This window comes from Streptomyces sp. NPDC047000 (assembly GCF_040644295.1).
Classification (GTDB): domain Bacteria; phylum Actinomycetota; class Actinomycetes; order Streptomycetales; family Streptomycetaceae; genus Streptomyces.
On sequence record NZ_JBEYWE010000006.1, the window covers coordinates 88,746 to 110,982 of the forward strand.

Consider the following 22,237-nt stretch of genomic DNA (forward strand, 5'->3'; position numbering starts at 1 on the left):
AGTGCTAAGACCGAGTGTGTTGGATTGTGTTGGACGGTGTGCCGTTGTGTGAAGGTGGGTTTCCGGAACGTTATGAGGGTGTGTCGAACCGTCTGAGCGTTCCGGGCAGCCGTGACCCGAGGGGCGCCATGTCGCCCTCGGCTCCGTGCCGTGCGAGCAGGTCCAGCGCCAGCCGGCCGCGCCGCACGCGTTCCCGGGCGGTGGCCAGCGTCAGGTCCCGCATGTGATGTCCGTAGGGGTAGATGCCGGGGGCCTTGGAGAGCCCGAACTTCAGATAGAGCGGTGCGCCGCGCCGGATCAGCTCGGCGACCTCGTACATCCGTACGTAGCCGCCCAGATCGTCCGGAGCCTCGATGTACATGTCCATCGGGGCGGCCGACACCCGCCGGATCTCGGTGAGATGAGGGAGTGTCAGATCACTGGGCACGTTGATGGAGTCGGCGCCGAGCATCTCGTAGACCGCGTACGAGGCCGGGTTGACGGGCCCGATCAGCGCCGAGGCCTTGAGGGTGGTGTCCGCCGGCAGGAGCCCGGCGGTCCGTGCCCGGTGCAGGGTCCACAGCACGCCCTCGTCGGCGACCAGCAGGCACCTGACGCCCAGCTCCGTCGCCCGGAGGGCGTCCTCGACGCAGCCGGCGACGGCGTCGTGGCCCCGGGCGCGCGCTCCGGCGCCCCCGGAGTCGGTACGGGTGGACCCGCCGGTGTCCCAGCTGCCGCGCGGGCCGGTGAACAGGCAGAGCTCGATGTCCCGTTCGGCGGTGGCCTCGGCCATCTCGGTGATCTCGGCGTCGGTCAGCATCCACACGCCGCTGCCCTGGCTGATCCGGTGGATCGGCACCTCCAGCAGCGAGGACTCCTTCAGGACGACCGCCAGTGCCTCGGGACCCTCGCAGGAGGGGATCTCGGTGCGCCAGCGGCCGCCGCCCGGGAAGGTGTGCGGCGAGGCGTCGGCGGCGGAGACGGGAGGCGCGCCCAGGCCGAGTGCGGCGAGCGCCGGCTCACCGGGGCGACGGGCCGCCGTGGCGGGGGCGTCGGTCACAAGCTGTCCTTCGTGTTCGGTATGTCGGACGACGTTCGAGACTCGGGGGGTGCGGGAGGGAGGGCGTCACGCCGGTACGGGGATCCTCAGGCCACCCCCGCACCGGTGTACTCCCACGGGTGGAGCACGACCTTCCCGATCTTCGGGTCCCCGGACCCCACCAGTTCGATGGCCTGCGCGAACTCGCTCAGCGGCAGCTCGTGCGTGACGAGTTGCAGCGGATCGAGCAGCCCGGCCCCGAAGACCCGCACCGTGTGCGCCCAGGCCTGCGGCGGCGCCCCGAACACGGTGGACACGTCCAGCTGCCGCACCACCAGGTCCGTCGGGTCGAGACCCTGGGCGCCCGGTGCCGGGATGCCCGTCAGCACCAGGCGGCCGCCGCGCCGCAGCAGCGAGGCGGCGGTGTGCGCGGCGGACGGCGCCCCCGCGGTCTCGATGACGACGTCGAAGTCGTCGGGGAACACCCCGCCCTTGACGCGGAAGTCGGTGGCGCCGTAACGCTTCGCCAGGGCGACGCGGTCGGTGCGGGTACCGATCACCAGCAGCTCGGACGGGGAGCAGGCCTTGAGGAACTGCACGGCGAACATGCCCAGCGTCCCGGTGCCGACGACGGCCACCCGCTCACCGGGCTGGACCTTCGCCTTGAGCGCGGCGGCCGCGATGCACGCGGCGGGCTCCAGCAGGGCGGCGGCCGTCAGATCGGCGTCGTCCGGGAGGATGTGCAGGAGGCGGGCCGGGAGGGTCAGCGTGGCGGCCATGGCCCCCGGCTGGGTGAACCCGGTCTCCTCGTAGCCGGCCGTGCACAGCGTCGTCTCGCCCGCGTGACACCGGTCGCAGACCTGGCAGTTGCGGAAGCCCTCCCCGACCACCTTCCGGCCGAGCAGCGGTTCCGGCACCCCGGAGCCCACGGCCTGGACGGTCCCGGACCACTCGTGGCCGGGCGTGATCGGGTAACGGACGTACCCCTCGGGCCGGTTGCCCTGGTACACCTCGCGGTCGCTGCCGCAGATGCCGACCGTGTGGACGGCGACCAGGGCCTCACCGGGGCCGGGATCGCGCGGCTCGTGGGGGACGAGCTGGTGCGACCCCGGTGCCTGGACGACGACGGCGGTGCTCACGTCCGCGTCCCTTTCGGGGCGCGCTGCTCCCAGCCCTCGGCCCACAGGTCGAACCGGGCCTGCTGCTGCGGGAACTCGGCGGCGGCGTCGGTGTCGAGCTCGACACCGAGACCCGGCGCGTCGGAGAGGTGGAAGTAGCCGTCGACGACCTCCGGGGCGCCCTTGACCACCTTCTTGATCTCCGCGTCCGCGAAGTCGTTGAAGTGCTCCAGGATCTTGAAGTTCGGTGTGGTGAAGCCCACCTGGAGGGAGGCCGCGGTGAGCACGGAGCCGCCCACGTTGTGCGGGGCGATCAGCATGTAGTGCGTCTCGGCGGTCGCGGCCAGCTTCCGGGTCTCCCAGATGCCGCCGAGATGACCGACGTCGGGCTGGATGATGTCGACGGCCTGGCTCTCGAACAGCTCGCGGAACTCGATCCGGTCGTGGATGCGCTCACCGGTGGCCACCGGCAGATCCACCTTGGCGGCGACCTTCTCCAGCGCCTTCAGGTTCTCCGGCGGCACCGGCTCCTCCAGCCAGGCCGGCTCGAACGGCGCCAGCTCCCGGGCGAGCCGTACGGCGGTGGCGGGGGAGAAGCGGCCGTGCATCTCCAGCATCAGCTCGGTGTCCGGGCCTACGGCGTCGCGGACGGCCTCGATGAGGGAGACGGAGTACAGCGTCTGCGTACGGTCCAGCTCGTAGTGCCCGGTGCCGAACGGGTCGATCTTCAGGGCCCGGTACCCGCGGTCGATCACCGCGCGGGCCGCCTTGTGGTAGGCGTCCGGGGTGCGCTCGGTGGTGTACCAGCCGTTGGCGTACGCCTTGACCCGGTCGGTCACCCTGCCGCCCAGCAGCTGCCACACGGGCACGCCGAGCGCCTTGCCCTTGATGTCCCAGCAGGCCATCTCGACGACCGCGATGCCGGACATCACGATCTCACCCGCGCGGCCGAAGTCGCCGTACTTCATCCGGCGGACCAGGTCTTCCGTCGCGAACGGGTCGGAGCCGAGAATGTGGTTCGCCTCGGCCTCGCGGAGGTACCCGACCAGCGCGTCGGTGTGCCCCAGCATGCGGGTCTCGCCGACGCCCGTGACACCCTCGTCGGTGTGCACCTGCACGTACGTCAGATTGCGCCACGGCGTGCCGACCACGTGGGTGGTGAGTCCGGTGATGCGCACGGCGAGTCCCCTTCGGGCCGTTCGAGATTTCGTCACATGTTCGAAATGCTGGCGTGACAGTAGAGACGAGTCGCATCAGGTGTCAATGGGTGCGGCGGGTAACAGTCTCGGCAATCTCCTCGACCACGCTTTCTACCTCACACAGAACCTTCACGGAACGGTCTAGGAACGTTACCTACCGGGAATTTAGTCTTCCCGCGTCATGGATTACTGTCACCCGTGCCGACGGCACCTCAACGGCGCCCTCACCTGTCCGGGCTGCGGAGCACCGGCGGACGGCCCCCCGTCCGGGAGCGGCGGGGTGCGGGGAGCGCATGCCGGACATGACGGATCCGGTGGGACCGGTGAGCCGGGTGGGACCGGTGAGCCCGGCCCGGCGGACATGGCCGAGGAGGCCGCCGCACCGGACGGACCCGGTGCGGAGCCGGACCCGCACGACGGAACCGGCCGCGGAGACCACGGGGACCGCGGGGACGGCCGGGACAGCCGGGACGACGCGGATCGCCCGGATCCCGGGAATCCCAGGGCCCGCCGGGACCGCAGGGGCCGTAAGGCCGCCACGGCACGCCGCAGACGGCGTCGCGCCGTGCTGGTCGCCGCGGGGCTGGCGCTCGCCGCCGGCGGCCTGGGTCTCGCCGAACTCGGCACGGGCGGAACAGGATCGGGCGGCCCGGGACACGCGGCGGCGGCCGGGGACGACACCGCGGACGGGACCGGTACCGCGTCCCCCTCCGCGGGGGCCGGTACGGCACGGCCGGACGGCGGTGCGCAGGGTGACGGGAGCACGTCCTCGCCGGACGCCTCCGCCTCACCGTCGGGGACCGCGTCCGCGTCGCCGTCGGGAACCGCGACCGAGTCCGGCGCGGCGGGCCAGGACGCCGAGGCGGCGACCGCCGGCGGACCGGGCGCCGGTGCGCCGGGGGCCTCCGCTCCGACGGCCACCTCCCGCGCCACGCCCGGCGCCTCCCGGCCCGCGTCCTCCGGACCCGGCGCGGGCGGCGGCTCGGGATCCGGCGCGGGGGCCACCCCGTCGCCGTCCCCCACGGAGACCTGCACCCAGTTCCTGTGGTGGTGCACCTGACGGGAGCCGCTGCCCGGCGGGGCCGGCGGCGCCGAGGGGCTCAGGCGTCGTCCAGCATGCGCCGGAGCAGATCCCGCAGAGCCGTCCGTTCCTCCTCGGAGAGCCCCGCGAGGGGTTCCCGGGCGAACCGCAGCCCGTCGCGCAGCCCCCGGGCCACCTGCCGTCCCTCGTCGGTCGCGGCGGCCAGCTTGACCCGCCGGTCCGCCGGATCGGGGCGCCGCTCGACCAGTCCCCGTGACTCCAGCCGGTCCACTATGCCGGTCACGTTCGACGGCTCGCACTTCAGCTTCTTCGCCAGCTTCCGCATCGGCAGCGGCTCCAGCGACAGCAGGCTCAGCAGCCGCGCCTGGGCACCGGTCAGCGCGTGCTCGCCCGCCGCCTCCTCGTAGTCCGCGTAGAAGCGGGCCACCACGTCCCCGATGAGCTCGACGACCTCGAGGGTCAGGGCGTCGGGGCGGCGGTGCTTCGGTGGCGTTGACATGTACTCAAGCCTACCCGTTACTTGACACGGTTAAATATTGAAGCGCATGGTTGTTTCAGTTAGTGAAGTATTTTTCGGGAAAGGCGCTTACATGATCAACCGCGAGTGGCACCTGCTCAGCCGTCCCGTCGGCTGGCCCGAGCCGGAGGACTTCTCGCTGGTCGAGACGGAGGTGCCGGTGCCCGGCGAGGGCCAGGTGCTCGTACGGAACACGTACCTGTCCGTCGACCCGTACATGCGGGGCAGGATGAGCGCCGCCAAGTCGTACGTCGCCCCCTTCGAGCTGGGCAGGGCCATGCAGGGCGGCGCGGTGGGCGAGGTCGTCGCCTCCGAGGCCGAGGGGGTGGCCGTCGGCGACCACGTCCTGCACTTCCTCGGCTGGCGGGAGTACGCCGTCGTGGACGCGAGGAACGCCGTCAAGGTCGACCCCGCCACCGCCCCCCTCTCCACCTACCTGGGCGTCCTCGGCATGACCGGCCTGACCGCCTACGCCGGGCTGCTGCGCACCGCCTCCTTCAAGGAGGGCGACAGCGTCTTCGTCTCCGGCGCCGCGGGGGCCGTGGGCAGCCAGGTCGGCCAGCTCGCGAAGCTCAAGGGGGCCACGCGGGTGATCGGCTCGGCCGGCTCCGACGAGAAGGTCGAGCTGCTCGTCGAGGAGTACGGCTTCGACGCGGCCTTCAACTACAAGAAGGGCCCGGTGGGCAAGCAGCTGAGGGCGGCGGCTCCGGACGGCGTGGACGTCTACTTCGACAACGTGGGCGGCGACCACCTGGAGGCCGCGATCGGCTCCCTCAACCGGGACGGCCGGATCGCCGTGTGCGGCATGATCTCCGTCTACAACGCCACCGAGCCCGCCCCCGGCCCCCGCAACCTGGCCCGCCTCATCCAGACCCGGGGCCGTATCGAGGGCTTCCTGGTGGGCGACCACTACGACCTTCAGCCGCAGTTCGTGGCGGAGGTCGGCCCGTGGGTCGCCTCCGGCGCCCTGAAGTACCGGGAGACGGTACGGGAGGGGATCGAGGACACCCTGGACGCGTTCCTGGGCGTCCTGCGCGGCGACAACACGGGGAAGATGATCGTCAAGCTGTAACCCCTGCCGGGGGCGTCGGGAGGCCGCGGGGCCGAGGGCGTGCCCGCGCGGACAAGCGGGCACGTGAACTGCCCGGACCCCGCGAGCCGTCCGCCGCCGCCCGGCCCCAACTACAGTTGCCTCATGCGTGATCTAGCCACGGGTTTCGGTTATCTCCTCAAGGGCCAGCGGTGGGTGGCCCGGCACGGCGGGCGGTACGGCTTCGGGCTGCTCCCGGGGCTGATCACCCTGGTCCTGTACGGGGTGGCCCTGGTGTCGCTCGCGCTCTGGGGCCCGGACCTCGTCGGCTGGGCCACGCCGTTCGCCGACGACTGGTCGAGCCCGTGGCAGGGGCTGTTCCGCGGGTTCCTGACCGTGGTGCTGTTCGCCCTGGGGCTGCTGCTGGCCGTCCTGACCTTCACCGCGGTCACCCTGCTGATCGGCCAGCCGTTCTACGACAGCCTCTCGGAGAGCGTCGACCGTGACGTGTCGCCCGACGGCACCGCTCCGGAGTCCGGGCTGCCGCTCTGGCGCGAGCTGTGGGTGTCGGCCCGTGACAGCCTGCGGATCCTGATGCGGGCACTGGTGTGGGGGCTGCTGCTGTTCGCCCTCGGGTTCCTGCCGTTCGTCGGGCAGACCGTCGTCCCCGTGATCGGGTTCTTCGTCACCGGCTTCTTCCTCACCGAGGAACTGGCCGCGGTCGCCCTCCAGCGCCGTGATGTCGAACTCCGCGCCCGGCTGGGCCTGCTGCGCTCCCGCAGGATGCTGGTGTGGGGCTTCGGCACGCCGCTGGGGCTGGCCTTCCTGGTGCCGTTCGTGGCGGTGTTCCTGATGCCGGGCGCGGTCGCCGGCGCCACGCTGCTGGCCCGCGACCTCCTGGGCGAGGAGATCACCGACGACGACCAGGACCCGGGGAACCCGGAGGACGGCGAGAACCGGGACGGCGGCGACGAGGCCCGGCGGGACGCTCAGATCACCCGGTGACCGCCCTCTTCCCCCTCCGTACCGCCCTCGGCGCCCTCCGCGCCCTCTTCCCCCTGCACGCTTCCCCCGCTCTCGCCCAGCAGCACCAGGAAGTCCCGGAACGCCCCCGCCATGTCCGTCCCGCGCGGGTCCAGCAGCCACTGGTACTGGAGTCCGTCCATCACCGCGACCAGCAGCGGAGCCGTCCGTTCCGGGGTGAGGCCGCCCGGGAGGCGGTCGCCGTACTCGGCGCGCAGGGTCTCCGCCATGGTCTCCCGCACCCGTTCGTAGCGCTCGGTGAAGAACGCGCGCGCCGGATGGTCCTCGGTGACGCTCTCGCCCAGCAGCGCCGAGAAGGTCTGGACGATGCCGGGACGCATCGCGTTGTACTCCACCAGCGCGGCCAGCAGGTCGAGTCGCCACGGTGAGTCCGGGACGGCGTCCCACTTGTCGCGCTCGTCGAGGACGGCGACCAGCAGGGCGTCCTTGGTCGGGAAGTGGTGCATCAGCCCCTGCTGGGTGAGCCCCACCCGCTCCGCGACCGCGGCCAGACTGGCCCCCCGGTAACCGCGCTCCGCGATCACCTCCAGCGCCGCCCGCACGATCTCGGCGCGCCGCTCCTCGCTCCTCACCCTGCCGTTCACCCCCTCACCGTAAGGCACCCCCACCGCAGCGACCCGCCAGTAGGATCACGGCGGGATAACGAAACCTACCGTTCACCAGGTAACCGTTGCACGATAGGAGCCAGCAGCCCGCACGGACTCGATGAGGAGGTCCCGCCATGCCGGGAACCCGGGAGACAGCCGCAGCCACCACGGACAAGACCGCCACCGCCACCGCCGCTACGGCCACCGCCACCGCGGCGGCAGACGGCGCCGCCACCGCCGCCGACCGGGCGCGGGAGGCGGCCGTGGAGGAGGCCCTCGGCAGGCTCGGCCTCGACGACAAGGCCCGCCTGCTGGCCGGCCAGGACATGTGGTCCCTGCCCGCCCTCCCGGAGATCGGACTGGCCTCCCTCGTGATGTCGGACGGCCCGATCGGCGTGCGCGGGGTGCGCTGGACGTCCGACGACCCGTCCGTCGCCCTGCCGTCCCCGACCGCCCTCGCCGCCACGTGGGACCCGGAACTCGCCCACCGCGCCGGTGTGCTGCTCGCCCAGGAGGCCCGCCGCAAGGGCGTGCACGTGCTGCTCGCGCCGACCGTCAACCTCCACCGATCCCCGCTCGGCGGACGGCACTTCGAGGCGTACAGCGAGGACCCGTACCTCACCGGCCGGATCGGCACCGGATACGTGGCCGGTGTGCAGTCGGGCGGCGTCGGCACCACCGTCAAGCACTTCGTCGCCAACGACGCCGAGACCGACCGCTTCACCGTGGACAACCTGGTCGGCGAACGCGCCCTGCGCGAGCTGTACCTGGCGCCCTTCGAGGCCATCGTCGGCGACGCCCGCCCGTGGGGCGTCATGACGGCCTACAACTCCGTCAACGGCACCACGATGACCGAGCACCGCCGCCTCGTCGAGGACGTCCTGCGCGGCGAGTGGGGCTTCGACGGCTTCAACGTCTCCGACTGGTCGGCCGCCCGCGCGACCGCCGCCGCCGTCGAGGGCGGTCTCGACGTCGCCATGCCCGGCCCGGACACCGTCTACGGCGCCGCCCTCGCGCAGGCCGTACGGGACGGCGAGGTCGACGAGGCGGCCGTCGACGAGGCCGTACGCCGCGTCCTGCGCCTCGCCGCCCGCGTCGGGGCCCTGGCGGGCGCCGAGCCGGTGGTCACCACGCCGCCCGCGCCGGTCGACGGAGTCGCCCTCGCCCGGGAGATCGCCCACCGCTCCTTCGTCCTGGTCCGCAACGAGCGTGCCGCGCTCCCGCTGCGCCCCGGCGGCACCGTCGCCCTGATCGGCGCCGCCGCACGCGACGCCCGTGTCCTCGGCGGCGGCTCCGCCACCGTCTTCCCGGCGCGCACCGTCTCCCCGCTGGAGGGCCTCACCGCCGCCCTCCCCGAGGGCACCCTGACCTACACCCTCGGTGCCGACCCCAACACCGAACTCAACCTCGGCGAGAAGGAGTTCGAGCTGCGCGCGGTCTGCCGGGACGTCTCCGGCGCGGTCATCGGCACCGGTACCGCGCCCGGCGGGCAGATCCAGTGGATGGGCGCCGACCTGCCCGACGGCGTCACCCACGAGACGCTGCACAGCGTCGAGCTCACCGGCACCTACACCCCGCGCGAGAGCGGCGTCCACACCTTCGGCACCCGCGGCACCGGCGCCTTCACCCTCGCCGTCGGCGGCACCGTCCGCTACGACGACGTCCAGCCCGCCGACGCCGACGACCCCTTCTCCGCCTTCTTCGGCGCCCCCGTCGCCCGCGCCGAGGCCGAACTCACCGCCGGTGAGCCGGTGGACGTCTCCCTCACCTACAAGGTGGCGTACGACCCCGGGCTGCCCTGGCGGAACGTCATCTTCGCCATCGCCCACCAGCCGCCGCGGCGGGACGCGGACCGTCTGATCGCGGAGGCCGCCGAGGCGGCGCGTGCCGCCGACACCGCCGTGGTCGTCGTCGCCACCACCGACCGCGTCGAGTCCGAGGGCTTCGACCGCACCGATCTGCGTCTGCCCGGCCGTCAGGACGACCTGGTGCGCGCCGTCGCCGCCGCCAACCCGAACACCGTCGTGGTCGTCAACTCCGGTTCTCCGGTGGAGCTTCCGTGGCGGGAGGAGGTCGCGGCCGTACTGCTGACCTGGTTCCCCGGCCAGGAGGGCGGCGCCGCCCTCGCCGACGTGCTCACCGGGGACCGTGAACCGGGCGGCCGGCTCACCACCACCTGGGGCCCGCTGGCCGAGGCACCGGTCAGCCAGGTCGTCCCGGTCGACGGAGAACTGCGCTACGGCGAGGGTGTGTTCATCGGCTACCGGGCCTGGGAGAAGGAGGGCCGCAGGCCCGCCTACACCTTCGGGCACGGGCTCGGCTACACCGACTGGACCTATGACTCGGTGACCGTCGAGGGCACCACCGTGACCGTCCGCGTCACCAACTCCGGTGACCGGGCCGGGCGGGAGGTCGTCCAGGTCTATCTCGCGCCGGACGAGGCGGACGCCGGCCGCCCGGCGCGCTGGCTGGCGGGATTCGCGGGCGCCGAGGCGGCACCGGGGGAGAGCGTCGACGTCACCGTCGAACTGCCGCGCCGCGCCTTCGAGATCTGGGACGAGGACGCCGACGCGTGGACCCTCGTGGAGGGTTCGTACAGCGTCCACGCGGGCAGGTCGATCACGGACCTCCGGATCACCGCGACGGTCAGCGTCTGACACGGCGGCCGGCCCGACCGGGCGCCTGCGGTCCTCCGGGCGTCCCCGGACACCGGCAGCCGGCCCCGGCACCACGGACAGCCCCGGTCCGGTACCTGACCCCGGACCGGGGCCCACCGTCTCCCTGCCCGCCACCTCGCGCCTGCCCGCCCCGACGGCCTCCCGCGCCCGGCGGAGTGTCGGCGTTCCGCCCTGGCGGAGTTCGAGCAGCCCGCCCCCGGCGGAGGCTGAACGCCCCGCATGCGGCGAAGTCCGAACGCTCCGCCCCCGAGCGGAGCGTCAACGCCCCCGGGCGGAGCGTCAGCGGGTCGAGAACGCGTACACCGTCTCCGACCGGTACACCCCGCCCGGTCGCAGGACCGTGCTCGGGAACTGCGGGTGGTTCGGGGAGTCCGGGAAGTGCTGGGTCTCCAGGGCGACGCCGTCCCCGGGGGAGAACGGCTTGCCGAGGTGGTCGGCGGTGTAGACCTGGATGCCGGGCTCGGTCGTGGACACCGTCATGACCCGCCCGGACGCCGGGTCGTGCAGCTCGGCGATCTCCTCCGCGGTGGGCGTGACGCCCTTGTCCAGCACGAAGTTGTGGTCGTAGCCGGAGCCCACCTCACGCCCGGCCCGGAAGTCGAACCGGGTCCCCGCGACGTCCTCCAGCACACCCGTCGGGATCAGCTGGTCGTCCACCGCGGTGAACCGGGAGGCCGCGACCCGGAGTTCGTGGCCCGCCGCGCTTCCCGAACCGGACCCGGCCAGGTTGTAGTACCCGTGGTTCGTCAGGTTGATCACGGTCGGCGCGTCGGTGACGGCCTCGTAGGAGATGCGCAGCGCGCCCGCGTCGTCCAGGGTGTACGTCGCCGACACCTCCAGGCGGCCGGGGAAGCCCTCCTCGCCGTACTCGCTGACCCGGCTGAGCCGCACGCCCCGCTCCGTCCGGGCGACCTCCCACACGCGCTTGTCGAAGCCGCGGGAGCCGCCGTGCAGGGAGTTCGCGCCGTCGTTGGGCTCCAGGGCGTAGACCGCGTCGTCGAGCGGGAAACGGGCCCCGCCGATCCGGTTGGCGTAGCGGCCGACCAGCGCGCCGAGGTACGGCTCCGGGTGGGTGACGTAGCCCTCCAGGTCCGCGAAGCCCAGCACCACGTCCGCCGGGCGCCCGTCCCGGTCCGGGACCTCGACCGACTGCACGATGCCGCCGTACGACAGGACGCGCACCCGCACGCCACCGCCCTCCAGCGTCCAGCGGTGCACCGGAGTCCCGTCGGAAAGTGTGCCGAAAAGTTCGCTCATGAGGGAAACCCTAGGCCGTGACTAGAGGTCTAGGCCACCGGTCGCCGCGCCGTGACCGCCCGGTAGGCGATCTCGGCCAGCCGGGCCTGGCCGTCCTTGCTGGGGTGGAACCAGTCCCAGGCGCTCAGCTGGCGCGTCCCGAAGCGGTAGTCGAACACCGCTCCACCGTCGAAGCGGCACCGTTCCGTCTTGGCGCACACGTCCTTCAGCACCGCGTTGTACGCCTCCACCCGGGCCTCCACCCGCTGCCGCCGCAGCGTCGCCCCCGCGGCCAGGTCGTCGGCGTCGGCCAGCATGGAAGGGCAGATGCCGAGCTTCCAGATCTGCCTGCCCAGCGGATTGCCGCGCCCCTGCGACCACAGCCGCTTCAGGTTCGGCACGCTCGCCACGTACACCTGTGTCTTCGGCAGCGCCTTGTGCAGCGCCGCCAGCGCCTCCCGGAACGCGGCGCGGAAGTCGGCCACCGGGGTCATCGCCGAGGTGCTGGCGCGGCAGGCGTCGTTCGCGCCCATCATCACCGTCACCAGCTGCGGGTGCCGTACCGCCGCGCGCCTCATCTGGCCGGGCAGGTCGGCCATCCGGGATCCGGTCACCGCGTAGTTCCAGCTGTGCGACGCCGCGCCGGCCGTCCCCAGCAGCCGCACCGCCAGGCTGTCGACGTCCGGTGAGCCGCCCGTGGCCCAGGACACCTCCGGGCAGTCCGACAGCACCGTGCACGCGTCGAAACCGCGGGTGATGGAGTCACCGACCGCCGCCACCGACGACGGGCTGCGGTCCCACACGGGCGCCGGGGAGGGCTTCGCCTTCTTCGCGGCCGTCCGCGCCGCGTCCGGGGTGCCGTGGCCCGGCGAGCAGCCCGCCACGCCGAGGAGTCCCGCGAGCAGGACGGCGCTGACGGTCCGCGCGCGGCGGCGCCGGCGTCCACTGCCCATGCTCTCGTCCGTCCCTCGTCAACGCCCTCACGGTGTCCAACCCATGACAGCGCCTCAGGGTTCCCGCCGCCGGCAGTGCCGCGGCTCACACCGGGCACAAGCGTCCTCCCGGGTGAACGGGAGGCACTCAGGCGTCCCCACGGGTGAATAGGAGGCGCTTATGGGTACCCGGACCGACGGTACGTCACACTCCGCGCGCCGTCGCACGGTAGCCTCGCCATCGACGCGGCATCCGGAAACCCGGTGACCGCCACCGCCAGTCCGTCCGCCAGCATCACGTCCCGCTCAGCCCGGAGGTCCCCGGTGACGACACGTGGAGTCCTGTACGTGCACTCCGCGCCCCGTGCGATGTGCCCGCACGTCGAGTGGGCCGTCGCGGGGGTGCTGGGCACCCGCGTCAGCCTGGACTGGATCCGGCAGCCCGCCGCGCCCGGCACCTGGCGCGCCGAGTTCTCCTGGCAGGGCCAGGCCGGTACCGCCTCCAAGCTGGCGTCCGCGCTGCGCGGCTGGCACATGCTGCGCTTCGAGGTGACCGCCGAGCCCTGCGCCGGCGCCGAGGGCGAGCGCTACAGCTGCACCCCGGACCTCGGCATCTTCCACGCCGTCACCGGCATCCACGGCGACATCCTCATCCCCGAGGACCGGCTGCGCGCGGCGCTCACCCGCTCCCTGCACGGTGAGACCGACCTGGAGGCCGAGGTCGCCAAGCTGCTGGGCAAACCGTGGGACGACGAACTGGAGCCGTTCCGCTACGCGGGCGAGGGCGCCCCGGTGCGCTGGCTGCACCAGGTGGTGTGAGGCCGGGTACCCGGGTACGACGCCGCGGGGCCCGCAGGGAACGGACACGGGTACGCACGAGGAGAGGGCCCCACCGGCCGGTGGGGCCCTCTCCTCGTGCCGTGTGGCGCCTGACGCCGTCTCTCAGACCGTGCGGAAGGCGAGGACGACGTTGTGGCCGCCGAAGCCGAACGAGTCGTTCAGCGCGGCGATACGGCCCTCGACGGGCAGCTTCCTGGCCTCGCCGCGGACGACGTCGGCGGCCGCCTCGGCCTCGGGGTCGAGGTTGTCGACGTTGATGGTCGGCGGGGCGAGCCGGTGGTACAGCGCGAGGACGGTCGCGACCGACTCCACGCCGCCCGCGCCGCCGAGCAGATGGCCGGTCATCGACTTGGTCGCGGAGACCGCGAAGTGGTCCGTCTCGTCGCCGAAGACCTTGCGCAGCGCCTTCAGCTCCGCCACGTCACCGGCCGGGGTGGAGGTGGCGTGCGCGTTGACGTGCACGATCTCCTTCGGGTCCAGGTCGGTGGACTCCAGCAGGTTCTGCAGGGCGTGGGCGATGCCGCGGCCCTCCGGCTCCGGCTGCACGATGTCGTGGCCGTCGGCGGAGATGCCCTGGCCGACCGCCTCCGCGTAGACGCGGGCGCCGCGCTTGGCGGCGTGCTCCGCGGACTCCAGGACCAGCACGCCGGCGCCCTCGCCGAGGACGAAGCCGTCCCGGGCGGTGTCGTAGGGGCGGGAGGCGCCCTGCGGGTCGTCGTTGTTCTTGGACATCGCCATCATGTTGCCGAAGGCGGCGATGGGCAGCGGGTGGATCGCCGCCTCGGTGCCGCCCGCGACGACCACGTCGGCGCGGCCGGTGCGGATCATCTCGACGGCGTAGCCGATCGCCTCGGCGCCCGACGCGCAGGCGGAGACGGGGGTGTGCACGCCGGCGCGGGCGCCCACGAGCAGACCCACGTTGGCGGCCGGCCCGTTCGGCATGAGCATGGGGACGGTGTGCGGGGAGACCCGGCGTACGCCCTTCTCCCGCAGCACGTCGTACTGGTCCAGCAGGGTGGTCACACCACCGATGCCGGACGCGATGACGGTGCCGAGCCGGTCCGGGTCGACCTGGCCGTCCTCACCGGCCTTGGCGGTGAAACCGGCGTCGGCCCACGCCTCCTTGGCCGCGATCAGCGCGAACTGCGCCGAACGGTCCAGCCGGCGGGCCTGGGGCCGGGGGATGACCTCCGTCGGCTCCACGGCGACCGGCGCCGCGATGCGGACCGCCTGCTCGGCGGCCCAGTCCTGCTCCAGGGGCTTGACACCGGACTTGCCGGCGAGCAGACCCTCCCAGGTAGAGGCTGCGTCGCCACCCAGCGGTGTGGTTGCGCCGATACCGGTGACGACCACGGTGCGATTGGTCGGGCTCACGGGAATTCTTTCTCCAACGGATACGAGGATTCAGCGGCGCCACCGCCGGGTGGCGGGGCCGGGCCTTCCACAGGGGCGTGACCCGGGCGTTCATCCGGATGGGACCCGGATGTTCCCCCGGGCGGGACCCGGGCGTTCCTCCCGGGCAGCGCCCGGGCGGACGGCACCGGCCCGAGCGCGGCTCAGGCCTGGTGCTTGAGGATGTAGTCGGTCGCGTCGCCGACGGTCTTGAGGTTCTTGACGTCCTCGTCCGGGATCTTCACGTCGAAGCGCTCCTCGGCGGCGACGACGACCTCGACCATGGACAGCGAGTCGACGTCCAGGTCGTCGGTGAAGGACTTGTCCAGCTGGACGTCCTCGACCGGGATGCCGGCGATCTCGTTGACGATCTCCGCGAGACCTTCGACGATCTCTTCCTGAGTGGCGGCCATCTTGGCGCTCCTTCTTGGTTTTCAGAGGGTGTGGCGGTAGTGCCGGGCCCGTACCGGACGCATGATCCGGCACGGAGTGCCTAGGGGAGGGTAACGACCGTCGCGGCGTACACGAGACCCGCCCCGAATCCGATGACGAGCGCGGTGTCGCCGCTCTTCGCCTCGCCGGTCGCCAGGAGCCGCTCCATCGCGAGCGGGATCGAGGCGGCCGAGGTGTTGCCGGTGGTGCGCACGTCACGGGCGACGGTCACGTGCTCCGGCAGCTTCAGTGTCTTCACCATCGAGTCGATGATCCGCTCGTTGGCCTGGTGCGGGATGAAGACGTCCAGGTCGTCCGCGGTGATCCCGGCCGCGTCCAGCGCCTGCTGGGCGACCTTCGCCATCTCGAACACGGCCCAGCGGAAGACCGCCTGGCCCTCCTGCGTGATCGCGGGGAACTTGGCGACCGTACCGTCGCGGTAGTCCGTCCACGGCACGGTCTGCTTGATGGTCTCGGACTTGTCGCCCTCGGAGCCCCAGACCGTCGGGCCGATGCCCGGCTCGGCCGCCGGGCCCACCACGACCGCGCCGGCCCCGTCGCCGAAGAGGAACGCGGTGGCCCGGTCCTCCAGGTCGGTGAGGTCGGAGAGCCGCTCGACGCCGATGACGAGCACGTACTCCGCCGAGCCCTCCACGATCATGCCCTTGGCGAGCGTCAGTCCGTACCCGAACCCGGCGCACCCGGCGGAGATGTCGAAGGCGGCGGCCCTGTCCGTGCCCAGCTTGTCGGCGATCTCGGTCGCGACGGCCGGGGTCTGCTTGAAGTGCGAGACGGTGGAGACGACCACGGCGCCGATCTGCGCGGCGGTGATCCCGGCGTCGGCGATCGCCTTGCCGGACGCCTCGACCGACATCGCGGCGACGGTCTCCTCGTCGTTCGCCCAGTGCCGGGTCTCGATGCCGGAGCGGGAGCGGATCCACTCGTCGGACGAGTCGATCGTCTCGAGGATCACCTCGTTCGGCACGACCCGGGTCGGACGGTATCCGCCCACACCGAGGATGCGTGCGTACGGGGCGCCCTTGCTGGGCTTGATCTTCGACATGATCGGTCGGCTCCTTAGGGGACGTCAGGAGTGCTCGGAGATGAGCTCACGCGCGGCGTCGAGGTCGTCGGGGGTCTTCAGGGCCAGCGTCTTCACGCCGGGCAGCGCACGCTTGGCCAGCCCGGTGAGCGTACCTCCGGGGCACACCTCGACCAGCGCGGTGACCCCGAGCGACGTGAACGTCTCCATGCACAGGTCCCAGCGGACCGGGTTGGCGACCTGGCCCACCAGCCGCTCCAGCACCTCCGCGCCGGTCGCGACGGGACGGCCGTCCTTGTTGGAGACGTACGTCACCGCCGGGTCGGCGGGCGAGATCTCCTGCGCGGCCTCGGCGAGCGCCTTCACGGCGGGAGCCATGTGGTGCGTGTGGAACGCACCGGCCACCTTCAGCGCCACGACCTTGCGCACGCCCTCCGGCTTGTCCTCGGCGAGCGCGGCCAGTTGCTCCAGCGTGCCGGCGGCCACGATCTGACCCGCGCCGTTCACGTTGGCCGGGGTCAGGCCCAGCTTCTCCAGGTGCGCCACGGAGGTCTCCGGGTCGCCGCCGAGCAGCGCCGACATCCCGGTCCCGGTGACGGCGGCGGCCTCGGCCATGGCGAGCCCGCGCCTGCGGACCAGACCGAGGGCGGACCGGTCGTCGAGGACACCGGCGAACACCGCGGCGGTGATCTCACCGACGCTGTGCCCCGCCACCGCGCCGGGCGCGATGTCACCCAGTGCCGCGGCGGACAGCAGACCGGCCGCGACCAGCAGCGGCTGCGCCACCGCGGTGTCACGGATGGCGTCCGCGTCGGCCTCGGTACCGTAGTGGACGAGGTCGAGCCCGATGGCCTCCGACCAGGCCGCGACACGATCGGCGGCACCGGGGAGGTCGAGCCATGGAGTCAGGAAGCCGGGCGTCTGTGCGCCCTGGCCGGGAGCGACGAGTACGAGCACCCTCACACTCTCTCTTGAGGACGGGCGGAGCCGCCCGTGGGGACAAAGACGAAGAACCACCGGGGGAATTGTGGACCCCCCACAAAAAACTACGACGGGAGATCGCCCTCGGCCAGACGCCCCAGGATCAGCGCGATCCGCAGCGTGAACGCGGAGCGTACATCCGACGGCGACCAGCCGGTGACGTCAGTCACACGTCGGAGCCGGTAGCGCACGGTGTTCGGGTGCACGAAGAGCATCCGCGCGGCACCCTCCAGACTGCTCGCCTGCTCGAGATACACGCTCAGCGTCTCCAGCAGAGCCGACCCCGCCTCTTCGAGCGGTCTGTAGATCTCCTCCACCAACTGCTCGCGTGCGGTGGGGTCTCCGGCGATCGCGCGCTCCGGCAGCACATCGTCGGCCAGCACCGGCCGCGGCGCGTCCTGCCAGGCGGAGCACGCCTTCAGCCCGGCCGCGGCGGCCTGCGCGGACCGCGTGGCGGCGAGCAGGTCCGGCACCACGGACCCGGCGACCACCGGCCCCGCCGCGAACGGGCCGATCAGCGACTTCGCCACCGCCAGCGGATTGTCGCTGCCGCCCGCGATGACGACGAGCCGGTCCCCGAGCACCCCGGTCAGCACCTGTAGCTTGGCGTGCCGCGCCGCGCGCCGGATCGCCTCGACCGTCAGCTCCGAGTCGCCCTCGGGTGCCGTGCCCAGCACCACGCACACATGTTCGGGAGCGTTCCATCCCAGTGCGGCGGCCCGGCTGACGGCCCCCTCGTCGGCCTCCCCGCTCAGCACGGCGTTCACCACGAGCGACTCCAGTCGCGCGTCCCAGGCACCGCGTGCCTCGGCGGCCTGCGCGTAGACCTGCGCGGTGGCGAAGGCGATCTCCCGTGCGTAGACCAGCAGCGCCTCCCGCAGCACGTTCTCGTCGCCGGGTGCGGCGACCTCGTCGATCGCGCTCTCCATCACCTCGATGGTGGTCCGCACCATCTCCACGGTCTGCCGCAGTGTGATCGCCCGTGTCAGCTCCCGGGGCGCCGTCCCGAACACGTCCGTCGAGATGGCCTGGGGCGCGTCCGGGTGCCGGAACCACTCGGTGAACGCGGCGATGCCCGCCTGCGCGACCAGCCCGATCCAGGACCGGTTCTCCGGAGGCATCGCCCGGTACCACGACAGGGTCTCGTCCATCCGCGCGATGGCCTGCGCGGCGAGACGCCCGGAGGACTTCTCCAGCCGCTTGAGCGTGGCGGGGTGGGAGTGGGCGGGCGCGGCGGGGCGGGCGGCACTGGTCTCGGGTTCGGGCACGGGACAAGCCTGCCTCATCCCCCGGGGGCGCCGAGCCACGGGGCGGGGAGTCCGTACCGCTCGGCCGCCGCCGGGCGCCGGACGCCGGTGCCCGGGGCACGACCGTCCCCGGCACGTCGTGCCTCCGCGCGCCCGGGTCCCCGGCGCCGTCGCGCTCCACGGCTCCTCGGGAGTTGACGGGCGGGTGCGGCGGGTTGACGGGGGCGCCGTCGCCGCCGGGGGAGCGGACGGAACCGGCGCCGCGACCCCGGGCTACCGTGGGGGACGTGACGGAGGTATGGCGAGCGAGTGACCGTTATCACGGCGGAGACGGCCCGGCCGGGATCGACTCCCGCCACGCCTTCTCCTTCGGCCCCCACTACGACCCCGGCAACCTCCGCTTCGGCGCCCTGATCGCCTGCAACGAGGAGCGCCTGGCCCCCGGCGCAGGCTTCGACGAGCACCCGCACAGCCACACGGAGATCGTCACATGGGTCGTCGAGGGCGAGCTGACCCACCGCGACTCCACGGGCCGTGCGACCGTGGTCCGCCCCGGCGACGTCCAGCGCCTCAGCTCGGCGGCGGGCGTACGGCACGTGGAACGCAACGACGCCACGACCCCGCTGACCTTCGTCCAGATGTGGCTGGCCCCGCTGCGTCCCGGCGGCGACCCCTCCTACGAGATCGTCCGGGGCATCGCCGACGCCACCCCGTACGCCGTCCCCGGGGCGGCCGCGATGCTCCACGTCCGCCGCCTGACGGAGGGCGAGCGGACGGCGGTCCCCGACGCGCCGTACGTCTACGTCCACGTGGTCCGCGGCGAGGTCCGCCTGGACACCGTCCTCCTCGCCCCGGGCGACGCGGCCCGCCTGACGAACCCGGAACACCTGACGGCGACGGGAGCCGACGGCACGGCGGAACTCCTGATCTGGGAGATGGCGGCCCGCTGAGCGGTGAGCCTTTCCGGTCGCGGCGCCCGCTAGCGGGCCTGGCGGGCCGCTGTCAGGACCGCGTCGGTGAAGGGGGGCCAGGCCTCGACCGCCCAGGGGCCGAAGGCGCGGTCCGTGAGGGCCGTGCAGGCCAGCCCCGCCACCGGGTCGATCCACAGGAACGTGCCCGACTGGCCGAAGTGGCCGAAGGTGCGGGGGGAGGAGCCGGCGCCCGTCCAGTGGGGGGACTTGCGGTCGCGGATCTCGAAGCCGAGGCCCCAGTCGTTGGGGTTCTGATGGCCGTAGCCCGGCAGGACGCCCTTGGTGCCGGGGTACTGGACCGTCATCGCCTCGGCGACCGTGCGGGGGTCCAGGAGGCGGGGCTGCTGGAGCTCGGCCGCGAAGCGCAGGAGGTCGGTGACCGTCGAGATCCCGTCCTTCGCCGGGGAGCCGTCCAGGGTCGTCGCCGTCATGCCCAGGGGGGCCAGGACCGCCTGGCGCACGTACTCCGGGAACGGGATGTCCGCCGCCTTCGCGATGTGGTCGCCCAGCTGCTCGAAACCGGCGTTGGAGTACAGGCGGCGTTCACCGGGGGCCGACGTCACGCGGTGTTCGTCGAAGGCCAGGCCCGAGGTGTGGGCCAGCAGATGGCGGACGGTGGCGCCGGGCGGGCCCGCCGGTTCGTCGAGATCGATCGCCCCCTCCTCGTACGCGACCAGCGCGGCGTACGCCGTGAGCGGCTTGGTGACCGAGGCGAGCGGGAAGCGGTGACCGGCCGGGCCGTGGGTGCCGAGGACGGTGCCGTCGGCCCGTACGACTCCCGCCGCCGCGGTGGGGACCGGCCAGTTCTCGATCAGGGCGAGGCTCTGCAGGGGCATGCGGCCGAGCCTATGCCGTCACAGGTGCAGCTCCAGCAGGGGGTACGGCTTGGGGCGGAAGCCCAGGCCTGCGTAGAGGGAGCTGCCCGCCGCCGAGGAGGTGAGCTGGACGCGCTGGGCGCCCTGCTCGCGGAACCAGTCCAGGAGCACCGTCATGCAGGCCCGCGCACAGCCTCTGCGGCGGGTCTCCGGGTCCGTGGCCACCGAGAAGACGGTGCCGGTGGTGCCGTGCGGGTTCGTGGCGCGGCCGATGCGGTATTCGACCGTGCCCGCCACCAGCGCGGCCAGTGCGCCCGGGCGGTCCGGGTGGTCGACCACGAAGGCCGCGAAGCCGTCGTCCGCCGCCAGCCGGGCGCGCAGGGTGGGCAGGGACTCCCGGTGCCAGTCCGTGGACGTGTCCGCGTCGAACAGCGCGTCGATCATGACCTGGCGCAGGCGCAGCACCTCGGCGGCGTCCGCCGGCACGGCGCGGCGGGCGTGGGGCGGGAGAGGCTGGAGAGGCATGTGGCTCATACGGGGGCACGCCGGCGATCCGCATCCGCGTGCGTCGTGCGGATTTCCGACCGGGGTCACCGGTTCCGCTTGCCTGGAGTGCGCTCGAAGGTCATAGCGTTGGTCCATGACGGTGATGCAGACCACGGCAGTTACCACGGCAGTGACCACCGAGGAAGCCGGACCGGCCGACACCTGCTCCAGCCCGCCCCGGCGCCACCCGCGCCCGGAGGGCGAGGACAGCTACACGATCAGCGAAGTCGTCGCCTTCACCGGGCTCAGCGCGCACACCCTGCGCTGGTACGAGCGGATCGGGCTGATGGCCCATGTGGACCGCTCCCACACCGGGCAGCGCCGCTACACCAACCGCGACCTCGACTGGCTCGACCTCGTCGGCATGCTCCGGCTGACCGGGATGCCGGTCGCGGACATGGTGCGCTACGCGGAGCTGGTGCGCGAGGGGGAGAGCACCTACGGCGAGCGGTACGAGCTGCTGGAGTCGACCCGGCGGGACGTGCTGGCCCGGATCGACGAACTCCGCGACACCCTCGCCGTGCTCGACCGGAAGATCACCTTCTACGCCGACGCCGGACGGGCGACCGCCTACGAGGCCGAGCGCGTCAAGAGCCCCGGCTGACCTCCGTCCGGCCTCGTCCGCCCCGGCTGTCCGCCCCGGTCGCGGCGTCAGAGCTCCGCCAGCAGCTCCGCCTTCTTCAGCGCGAACTCCTCGTCCGTGACCAGGCCGGCCTCGTGCAGTTCGCCGAGATGGCGGATGCGCTCCGCGATGTCGGCCGGGTCACGGCGGGCCGTGCGGGTCGCGTGGACGGCGGGCGCCGTGGCGGCCGTCGCCGGGGCTCCCGAGGACCGTACGGCCGCCAGGACGGCCGCCGCGAACGGCAGCGACTCGTGCACCGGGCCGTAGCCGAGGCCGAAGACGACGGCGGCCGGGTCCTGGTCCGGCCCCACGGCGGATCCGCCCACACCGCCGGAACCACCGGGCCCGCCCGCACCGGCGTTCCCGCCGTCCCGGTGGAGCAGCCGCAGATGGCCCTCGAAGAGCTCCGGCGAGCGCCACTCCACCCCGGTGAGGTCGGCGATCCTGAAGGTCTGGTCGCCCGCCTTCCACTTCGCCGAGGACGCGCCCGTCCGGAACCAGCGGAACGACACCGCCCTGCCGTCGAAGGACGCCTTCGCGTCGTACGCCTTGAACCGGCGCGGCGCGTCCGGCGGTGCCACCAGGTGGCGGTCGGCGGGGCCCGGGTCGGTGAGCAGGGCGCGCAGTTCGTCGGCGTACCGCCCGGCGAGGGTCTCGTGCTCGGCGGACAGGACCAGGCGGTAGGGGTCGGAGCCCTCCTTCAGCTGGCCGTCGGCCGCGTCCATCAGGGGGTCGGCCCCGGGGCGGGGCTCGGCGCGCAGGACGACGGTGCCGCGTCTGCCGGGGGCGAGGGTGACACCCTGGAGGGCCTTCAGGGGGATCCGGCGTTCGCCCAGCGCCTGGAAGAGCTTGGGGGTGCGGATCCCCCGTTCGTAGCGGATGAGCAAGGAATCGGACCCGAACTCCCAGGCAGCATGAAATCCGGCCAGTACGTCACCCATGCGGCTC

General features: G+C 72.9%; 22 protein-coding genes. 7 read left to right on the plus strand and 15 right to left on the minus strand.

The window, feature by feature from the left end:
* Positions 1-70 precede the first annotated feature (70 nt).
* The 3 genes from ABZ862_RS12560 to ABZ862_RS12570 form a co-directional block, all read right to left on the minus strand.
* On the minus strand, positions 71-1,039 hold the full coding sequence (locus ABZ862_RS12560) for a hypothetical protein (RefSeq protein WP_360956265.1): 969 nt from the start codon (positions 1,037-1,039) through the stop codon (positions 71-73).
* Between the two features lie 86 nt (positions 1,040-1,125).
* Positions 1,126-2,157, minus strand: coding sequence for an alcohol dehydrogenase catalytic domain-containing protein (locus ABZ862_RS12565; protein ID WP_360956267.1), 1,032 nt, complete (start codon positions 2,155-2,157; stop codon positions 1,126-1,128).
* Entirely contained in the window at positions 2,154-3,314 is a 1,161-nt protein-coding gene (locus ABZ862_RS12570; RefSeq protein WP_360956269.1) for a mandelate racemase/muconate lactonizing enzyme family protein, read from the minus strand. Before ABZ862_RS12570 ends, ABZ862_RS12565 begins: the two co-directional genes overlap by 4 nt.
* A 586-nt stretch (positions 3,315-3,900) precedes the next feature.
* Here ABZ862_RS12570 and ABZ862_RS12575 point away from each other — a divergent pair.
* Entirely contained in the window at positions 3,901-4,395 is a 495-nt protein-coding gene (locus ABZ862_RS12575) for a hypothetical protein (protein ID WP_360956271.1), read from the plus strand.
* Between the two features lie 40 nt (positions 4,396-4,435).
* Here ABZ862_RS12575 and ABZ862_RS12580 read toward each other — a convergent pair whose 3' ends face one another.
* Positions 4,436-4,876, minus strand: coding sequence for a MarR family transcriptional regulator (locus tag ABZ862_RS12580; RefSeq protein ID WP_360956273.1), 441 nt, complete (start codon positions 4,874-4,876; stop codon positions 4,436-4,438).
* A 91-nt stretch (positions 4,877-4,967) separates the two neighbouring features.
* Between ABZ862_RS12580 and ABZ862_RS12585 the strand changes: the two genes are divergently transcribed.
* Positions 4,968-5,966, plus strand: a complete 999-nt coding sequence (locus ABZ862_RS12585; protein ID WP_360956275.1) for an NADP-dependent oxidoreductase — start codon at positions 4,968-4,970, stop codon at positions 5,964-5,966.
* A 123-nt stretch (positions 5,967-6,089) separates the two neighbouring features.
* Positions 6,090-6,929, plus strand: coding sequence for an EI24 domain-containing protein (locus ABZ862_RS12590; protein ID WP_360956277.1), 840 nt, complete (start codon positions 6,090-6,092; stop codon positions 6,927-6,929).
* Here the strand turns inward: ABZ862_RS12590 and ABZ862_RS12595 are convergent.
* Positions 6,914-7,570, minus strand: a complete 657-nt coding sequence (locus ABZ862_RS12595; protein ID WP_360956662.1) for a TetR/AcrR family transcriptional regulator — start codon at positions 7,568-7,570, stop codon at positions 6,914-6,916. The genes ABZ862_RS12590 and ABZ862_RS12595 overlap by 16 nt on opposite strands.
* Before the next feature lie 119 nt (positions 7,571-7,689).
* On the opposite strand from ABZ862_RS12595, the gene ABZ862_RS12600 reads away from it, so the two are divergent.
* Positions 7,690-10,212 (plus strand): glycoside hydrolase family 3 C-terminal domain-containing protein, encoded by a 2,523-nt coding sequence (locus ABZ862_RS12600; RefSeq protein ID WP_360956279.1) that lies wholly within the window; start codon positions 7,690-7,692, stop codon positions 10,210-10,212.
* A 300-nt stretch (positions 10,213-10,512) separates the two neighbouring features.
* Here the strand turns inward: ABZ862_RS12600 and ABZ862_RS12605 are convergent, their stop codons facing one another.
* Together ABZ862_RS12605 and ABZ862_RS12610 are read right to left on the minus strand one after the other, a co-directional pair.
* Positions 10,513-11,490, minus strand: coding sequence for an aldose epimerase family protein (locus tag ABZ862_RS12605; protein WP_360956281.1), 978 nt, complete (start codon positions 11,488-11,490; stop codon positions 10,513-10,515).
* 29 nt (positions 11,491-11,519) lie between these two features.
* Positions 11,520-12,422, minus strand: a complete 903-nt coding sequence (locus ABZ862_RS12610) for an SGNH/GDSL hydrolase family protein (RefSeq protein ID WP_360956283.1) — start codon at positions 12,420-12,422, stop codon at positions 11,520-11,522.
* Positions 12,423-12,725: 303 nt separating this feature from the next.
* Between ABZ862_RS12610 and ABZ862_RS12615 the strand changes: the two genes are divergently transcribed.
* Positions 12,726-13,220 (plus strand): DUF3145 domain-containing protein, encoded by a 495-nt coding sequence (locus ABZ862_RS12615; RefSeq protein WP_360956285.1) that lies wholly within the window; start codon positions 12,726-12,728, stop codon positions 13,218-13,220.
* A 123-nt stretch (positions 13,221-13,343) separates the two neighbouring features.
* On the opposite strand, the gene fabF is transcribed toward ABZ862_RS12615, so the two are convergent.
* From fabF to ABZ862_RS12640, 5 genes are all read right to left on the minus strand, one after another.
* Positions 13,344-14,615, minus strand: coding sequence for a beta-ketoacyl-ACP synthase II (gene fabF / locus ABZ862_RS12620; protein ID WP_360956287.1), 1,272 nt, complete (start codon positions 14,613-14,615; stop codon positions 13,344-13,346).
* A gap of 182 nt (positions 14,616-14,797) precedes the next feature.
* Positions 14,798-15,046: an acyl carrier protein gene (locus tag ABZ862_RS12625; protein ID WP_046425089.1), complete on the minus strand. Its 249-nt coding sequence runs from the start codon at positions 15,044-15,046 to the stop codon at positions 14,798-14,800.
* An 80-nt stretch (positions 15,047-15,126) separates the two neighbouring features.
* Positions 15,127-16,128: a ketoacyl-ACP synthase III gene (locus tag ABZ862_RS12630; RefSeq protein ID WP_360956289.1), complete on the minus strand. Its 1,002-nt coding sequence runs from the start codon at positions 16,126-16,128 to the stop codon at positions 15,127-15,129.
* 24 nt (positions 16,129-16,152) lie between these two features.
* On the minus strand, positions 16,153-17,064 hold the full coding sequence (locus ABZ862_RS12635) for an ACP S-malonyltransferase (protein WP_360956291.1): 912 nt from the start codon (positions 17,062-17,064) through the stop codon (positions 16,153-16,155).
* A gap of 89 nt (positions 17,065-17,153) precedes the next feature.
* Positions 17,154-18,356, minus strand: a complete 1,203-nt coding sequence (locus tag ABZ862_RS12640; protein WP_360956293.1) for a helix-turn-helix domain-containing protein — start codon at positions 18,354-18,356, stop codon at positions 17,154-17,156.
* Between the two features lie 266 nt (positions 18,357-18,622).
* Between ABZ862_RS12640 and ABZ862_RS12645 the strand changes: the two genes are divergently transcribed.
* Positions 18,623-19,285, plus strand: coding sequence for a pirin family protein (locus ABZ862_RS12645; protein WP_360956295.1), 663 nt, complete (start codon positions 18,623-18,625; stop codon positions 19,283-19,285).
* Positions 19,286-19,314: 29 nt separating this feature from the next.
* Here the strand turns inward: ABZ862_RS12645 and ABZ862_RS12650 are convergent, their stop codons facing one another.
* Together ABZ862_RS12650 and ABZ862_RS12655 are read right to left on the minus strand one after the other, a co-directional pair.
* On the minus strand, positions 19,315-20,142 hold the full coding sequence (locus ABZ862_RS12650) for a serine hydrolase domain-containing protein (protein WP_360956297.1): 828 nt from the start codon (positions 20,140-20,142) through the stop codon (positions 19,315-19,317).
* Between the two features lie 18 nt (positions 20,143-20,160).
* Positions 20,161-20,646 carry a GNAT family N-acetyltransferase gene (locus ABZ862_RS12655; RefSeq protein WP_360956299.1) on the minus strand — a complete coding sequence of 162 codons (486 nt, stop codon included), beginning with the start codon at positions 20,644-20,646 and terminating at the stop codon, positions 20,161-20,163.
* A gap of 124 nt (positions 20,647-20,770) precedes the next feature.
* Here ABZ862_RS12655 and ABZ862_RS12660 point away from each other — a divergent pair, with 124 nt between their 5' ends.
* Positions 20,771-21,271 carry a MerR family transcriptional regulator gene (locus ABZ862_RS12660; protein WP_360956664.1) on the plus strand — a complete coding sequence of 167 codons (501 nt, stop codon included), beginning with the start codon at positions 20,771-20,773 and terminating at the stop codon, positions 21,269-21,271.
* 47 nt (positions 21,272-21,318) lie between these two features.
* Here the strand turns inward: ABZ862_RS12660 and ABZ862_RS12665 are convergent, their stop codons facing one another.
* Positions 21,319-22,230: a DUF4429 domain-containing protein gene (locus ABZ862_RS12665; RefSeq protein ID WP_360956301.1), complete on the minus strand. Its 912-nt coding sequence runs from the start codon at positions 22,228-22,230 to the stop codon at positions 21,319-21,321.
* Between the last annotated feature and the right edge of the window lie 7 nt (positions 22,231-22,237).

Excerpts from the sequence above, each read along its gene's own strand:
- ABZ862_RS12580 (WP_360956273.1), bottom strand. The coding sequence starts at position 4,876 with ATGTCAACGCCACCGAAGCACCGCCGCCCCGACGCCCTGACCCTCGAG.
- ABZ862_RS12585 (WP_360956275.1), top strand. The coding sequence starts at position 4,968 with ATGATCAACCGCGAGTGGCACCTGCTCAGCCGTCCCGTCGGCTGGCCC.
- ABZ862_RS12590 (WP_360956277.1), top strand. The coding sequence starts at position 6,090 with ATGCGTGATCTAGCCACGGGTTTCGGTTATCTCCTCAAGGGCCAGCGG.
- ABZ862_RS12600 (WP_360956279.1), top strand. The coding sequence starts at position 7,690 with ATGCCGGGAACCCGGGAGACAGCCGCAGCCACCACGGACAAGACCGCC.
- ABZ862_RS12605 (WP_360956281.1), bottom strand. The coding sequence starts at position 11,490 with ATGAGCGAACTTTTCGGCACACTTTCCGACGGGACTCCGGTGCACCGC.
- ABZ862_RS12610 (WP_360956283.1), bottom strand. The coding sequence starts at position 12,422 with ATGGGCAGTGGACGCCGGCGCCGCCGCGCGCGGACCGTCAGCGCCGTC.
- ABZ862_RS12625 (WP_046425089.1), bottom strand. The coding sequence starts at position 15,046 with ATGGCCGCCACTCAGGAAGAGATCGTCGAAGGTCTCGCGGAGATCGTC.
- ABZ862_RS12630 (WP_360956289.1), bottom strand. The coding sequence starts at position 16,128 with ATGTCGAAGATCAAGCCCAGCAAGGGCGCCCCGTACGCACGCATCCTC.
- ABZ862_RS12650 (WP_360956297.1), bottom strand. The coding sequence starts at position 20,142 with ATGCCCCTGCAGAGCCTCGCCCTGATCGAGAACTGGCCGGTCCCCACC.
- ABZ862_RS12655 (WP_360956299.1), bottom strand. The coding sequence starts at position 20,646 with ATGCCTCTCCAGCCTCTCCCGCCCCACGCCCGCCGCGCCGTGCCGGCG.
- ABZ862_RS12660 (WP_360956664.1), top strand. The coding sequence starts at position 20,771 with ATGCAGACCACGGCAGTTACCACGGCAGTGACCACCGAGGAAGCCGGA.
- ABZ862_RS12665 (WP_360956301.1), bottom strand. The coding sequence starts at position 22,230 with ATGGGTGACGTACTGGCCGGATTTCATGCTGCCTGGGAGTTCGGGTCC.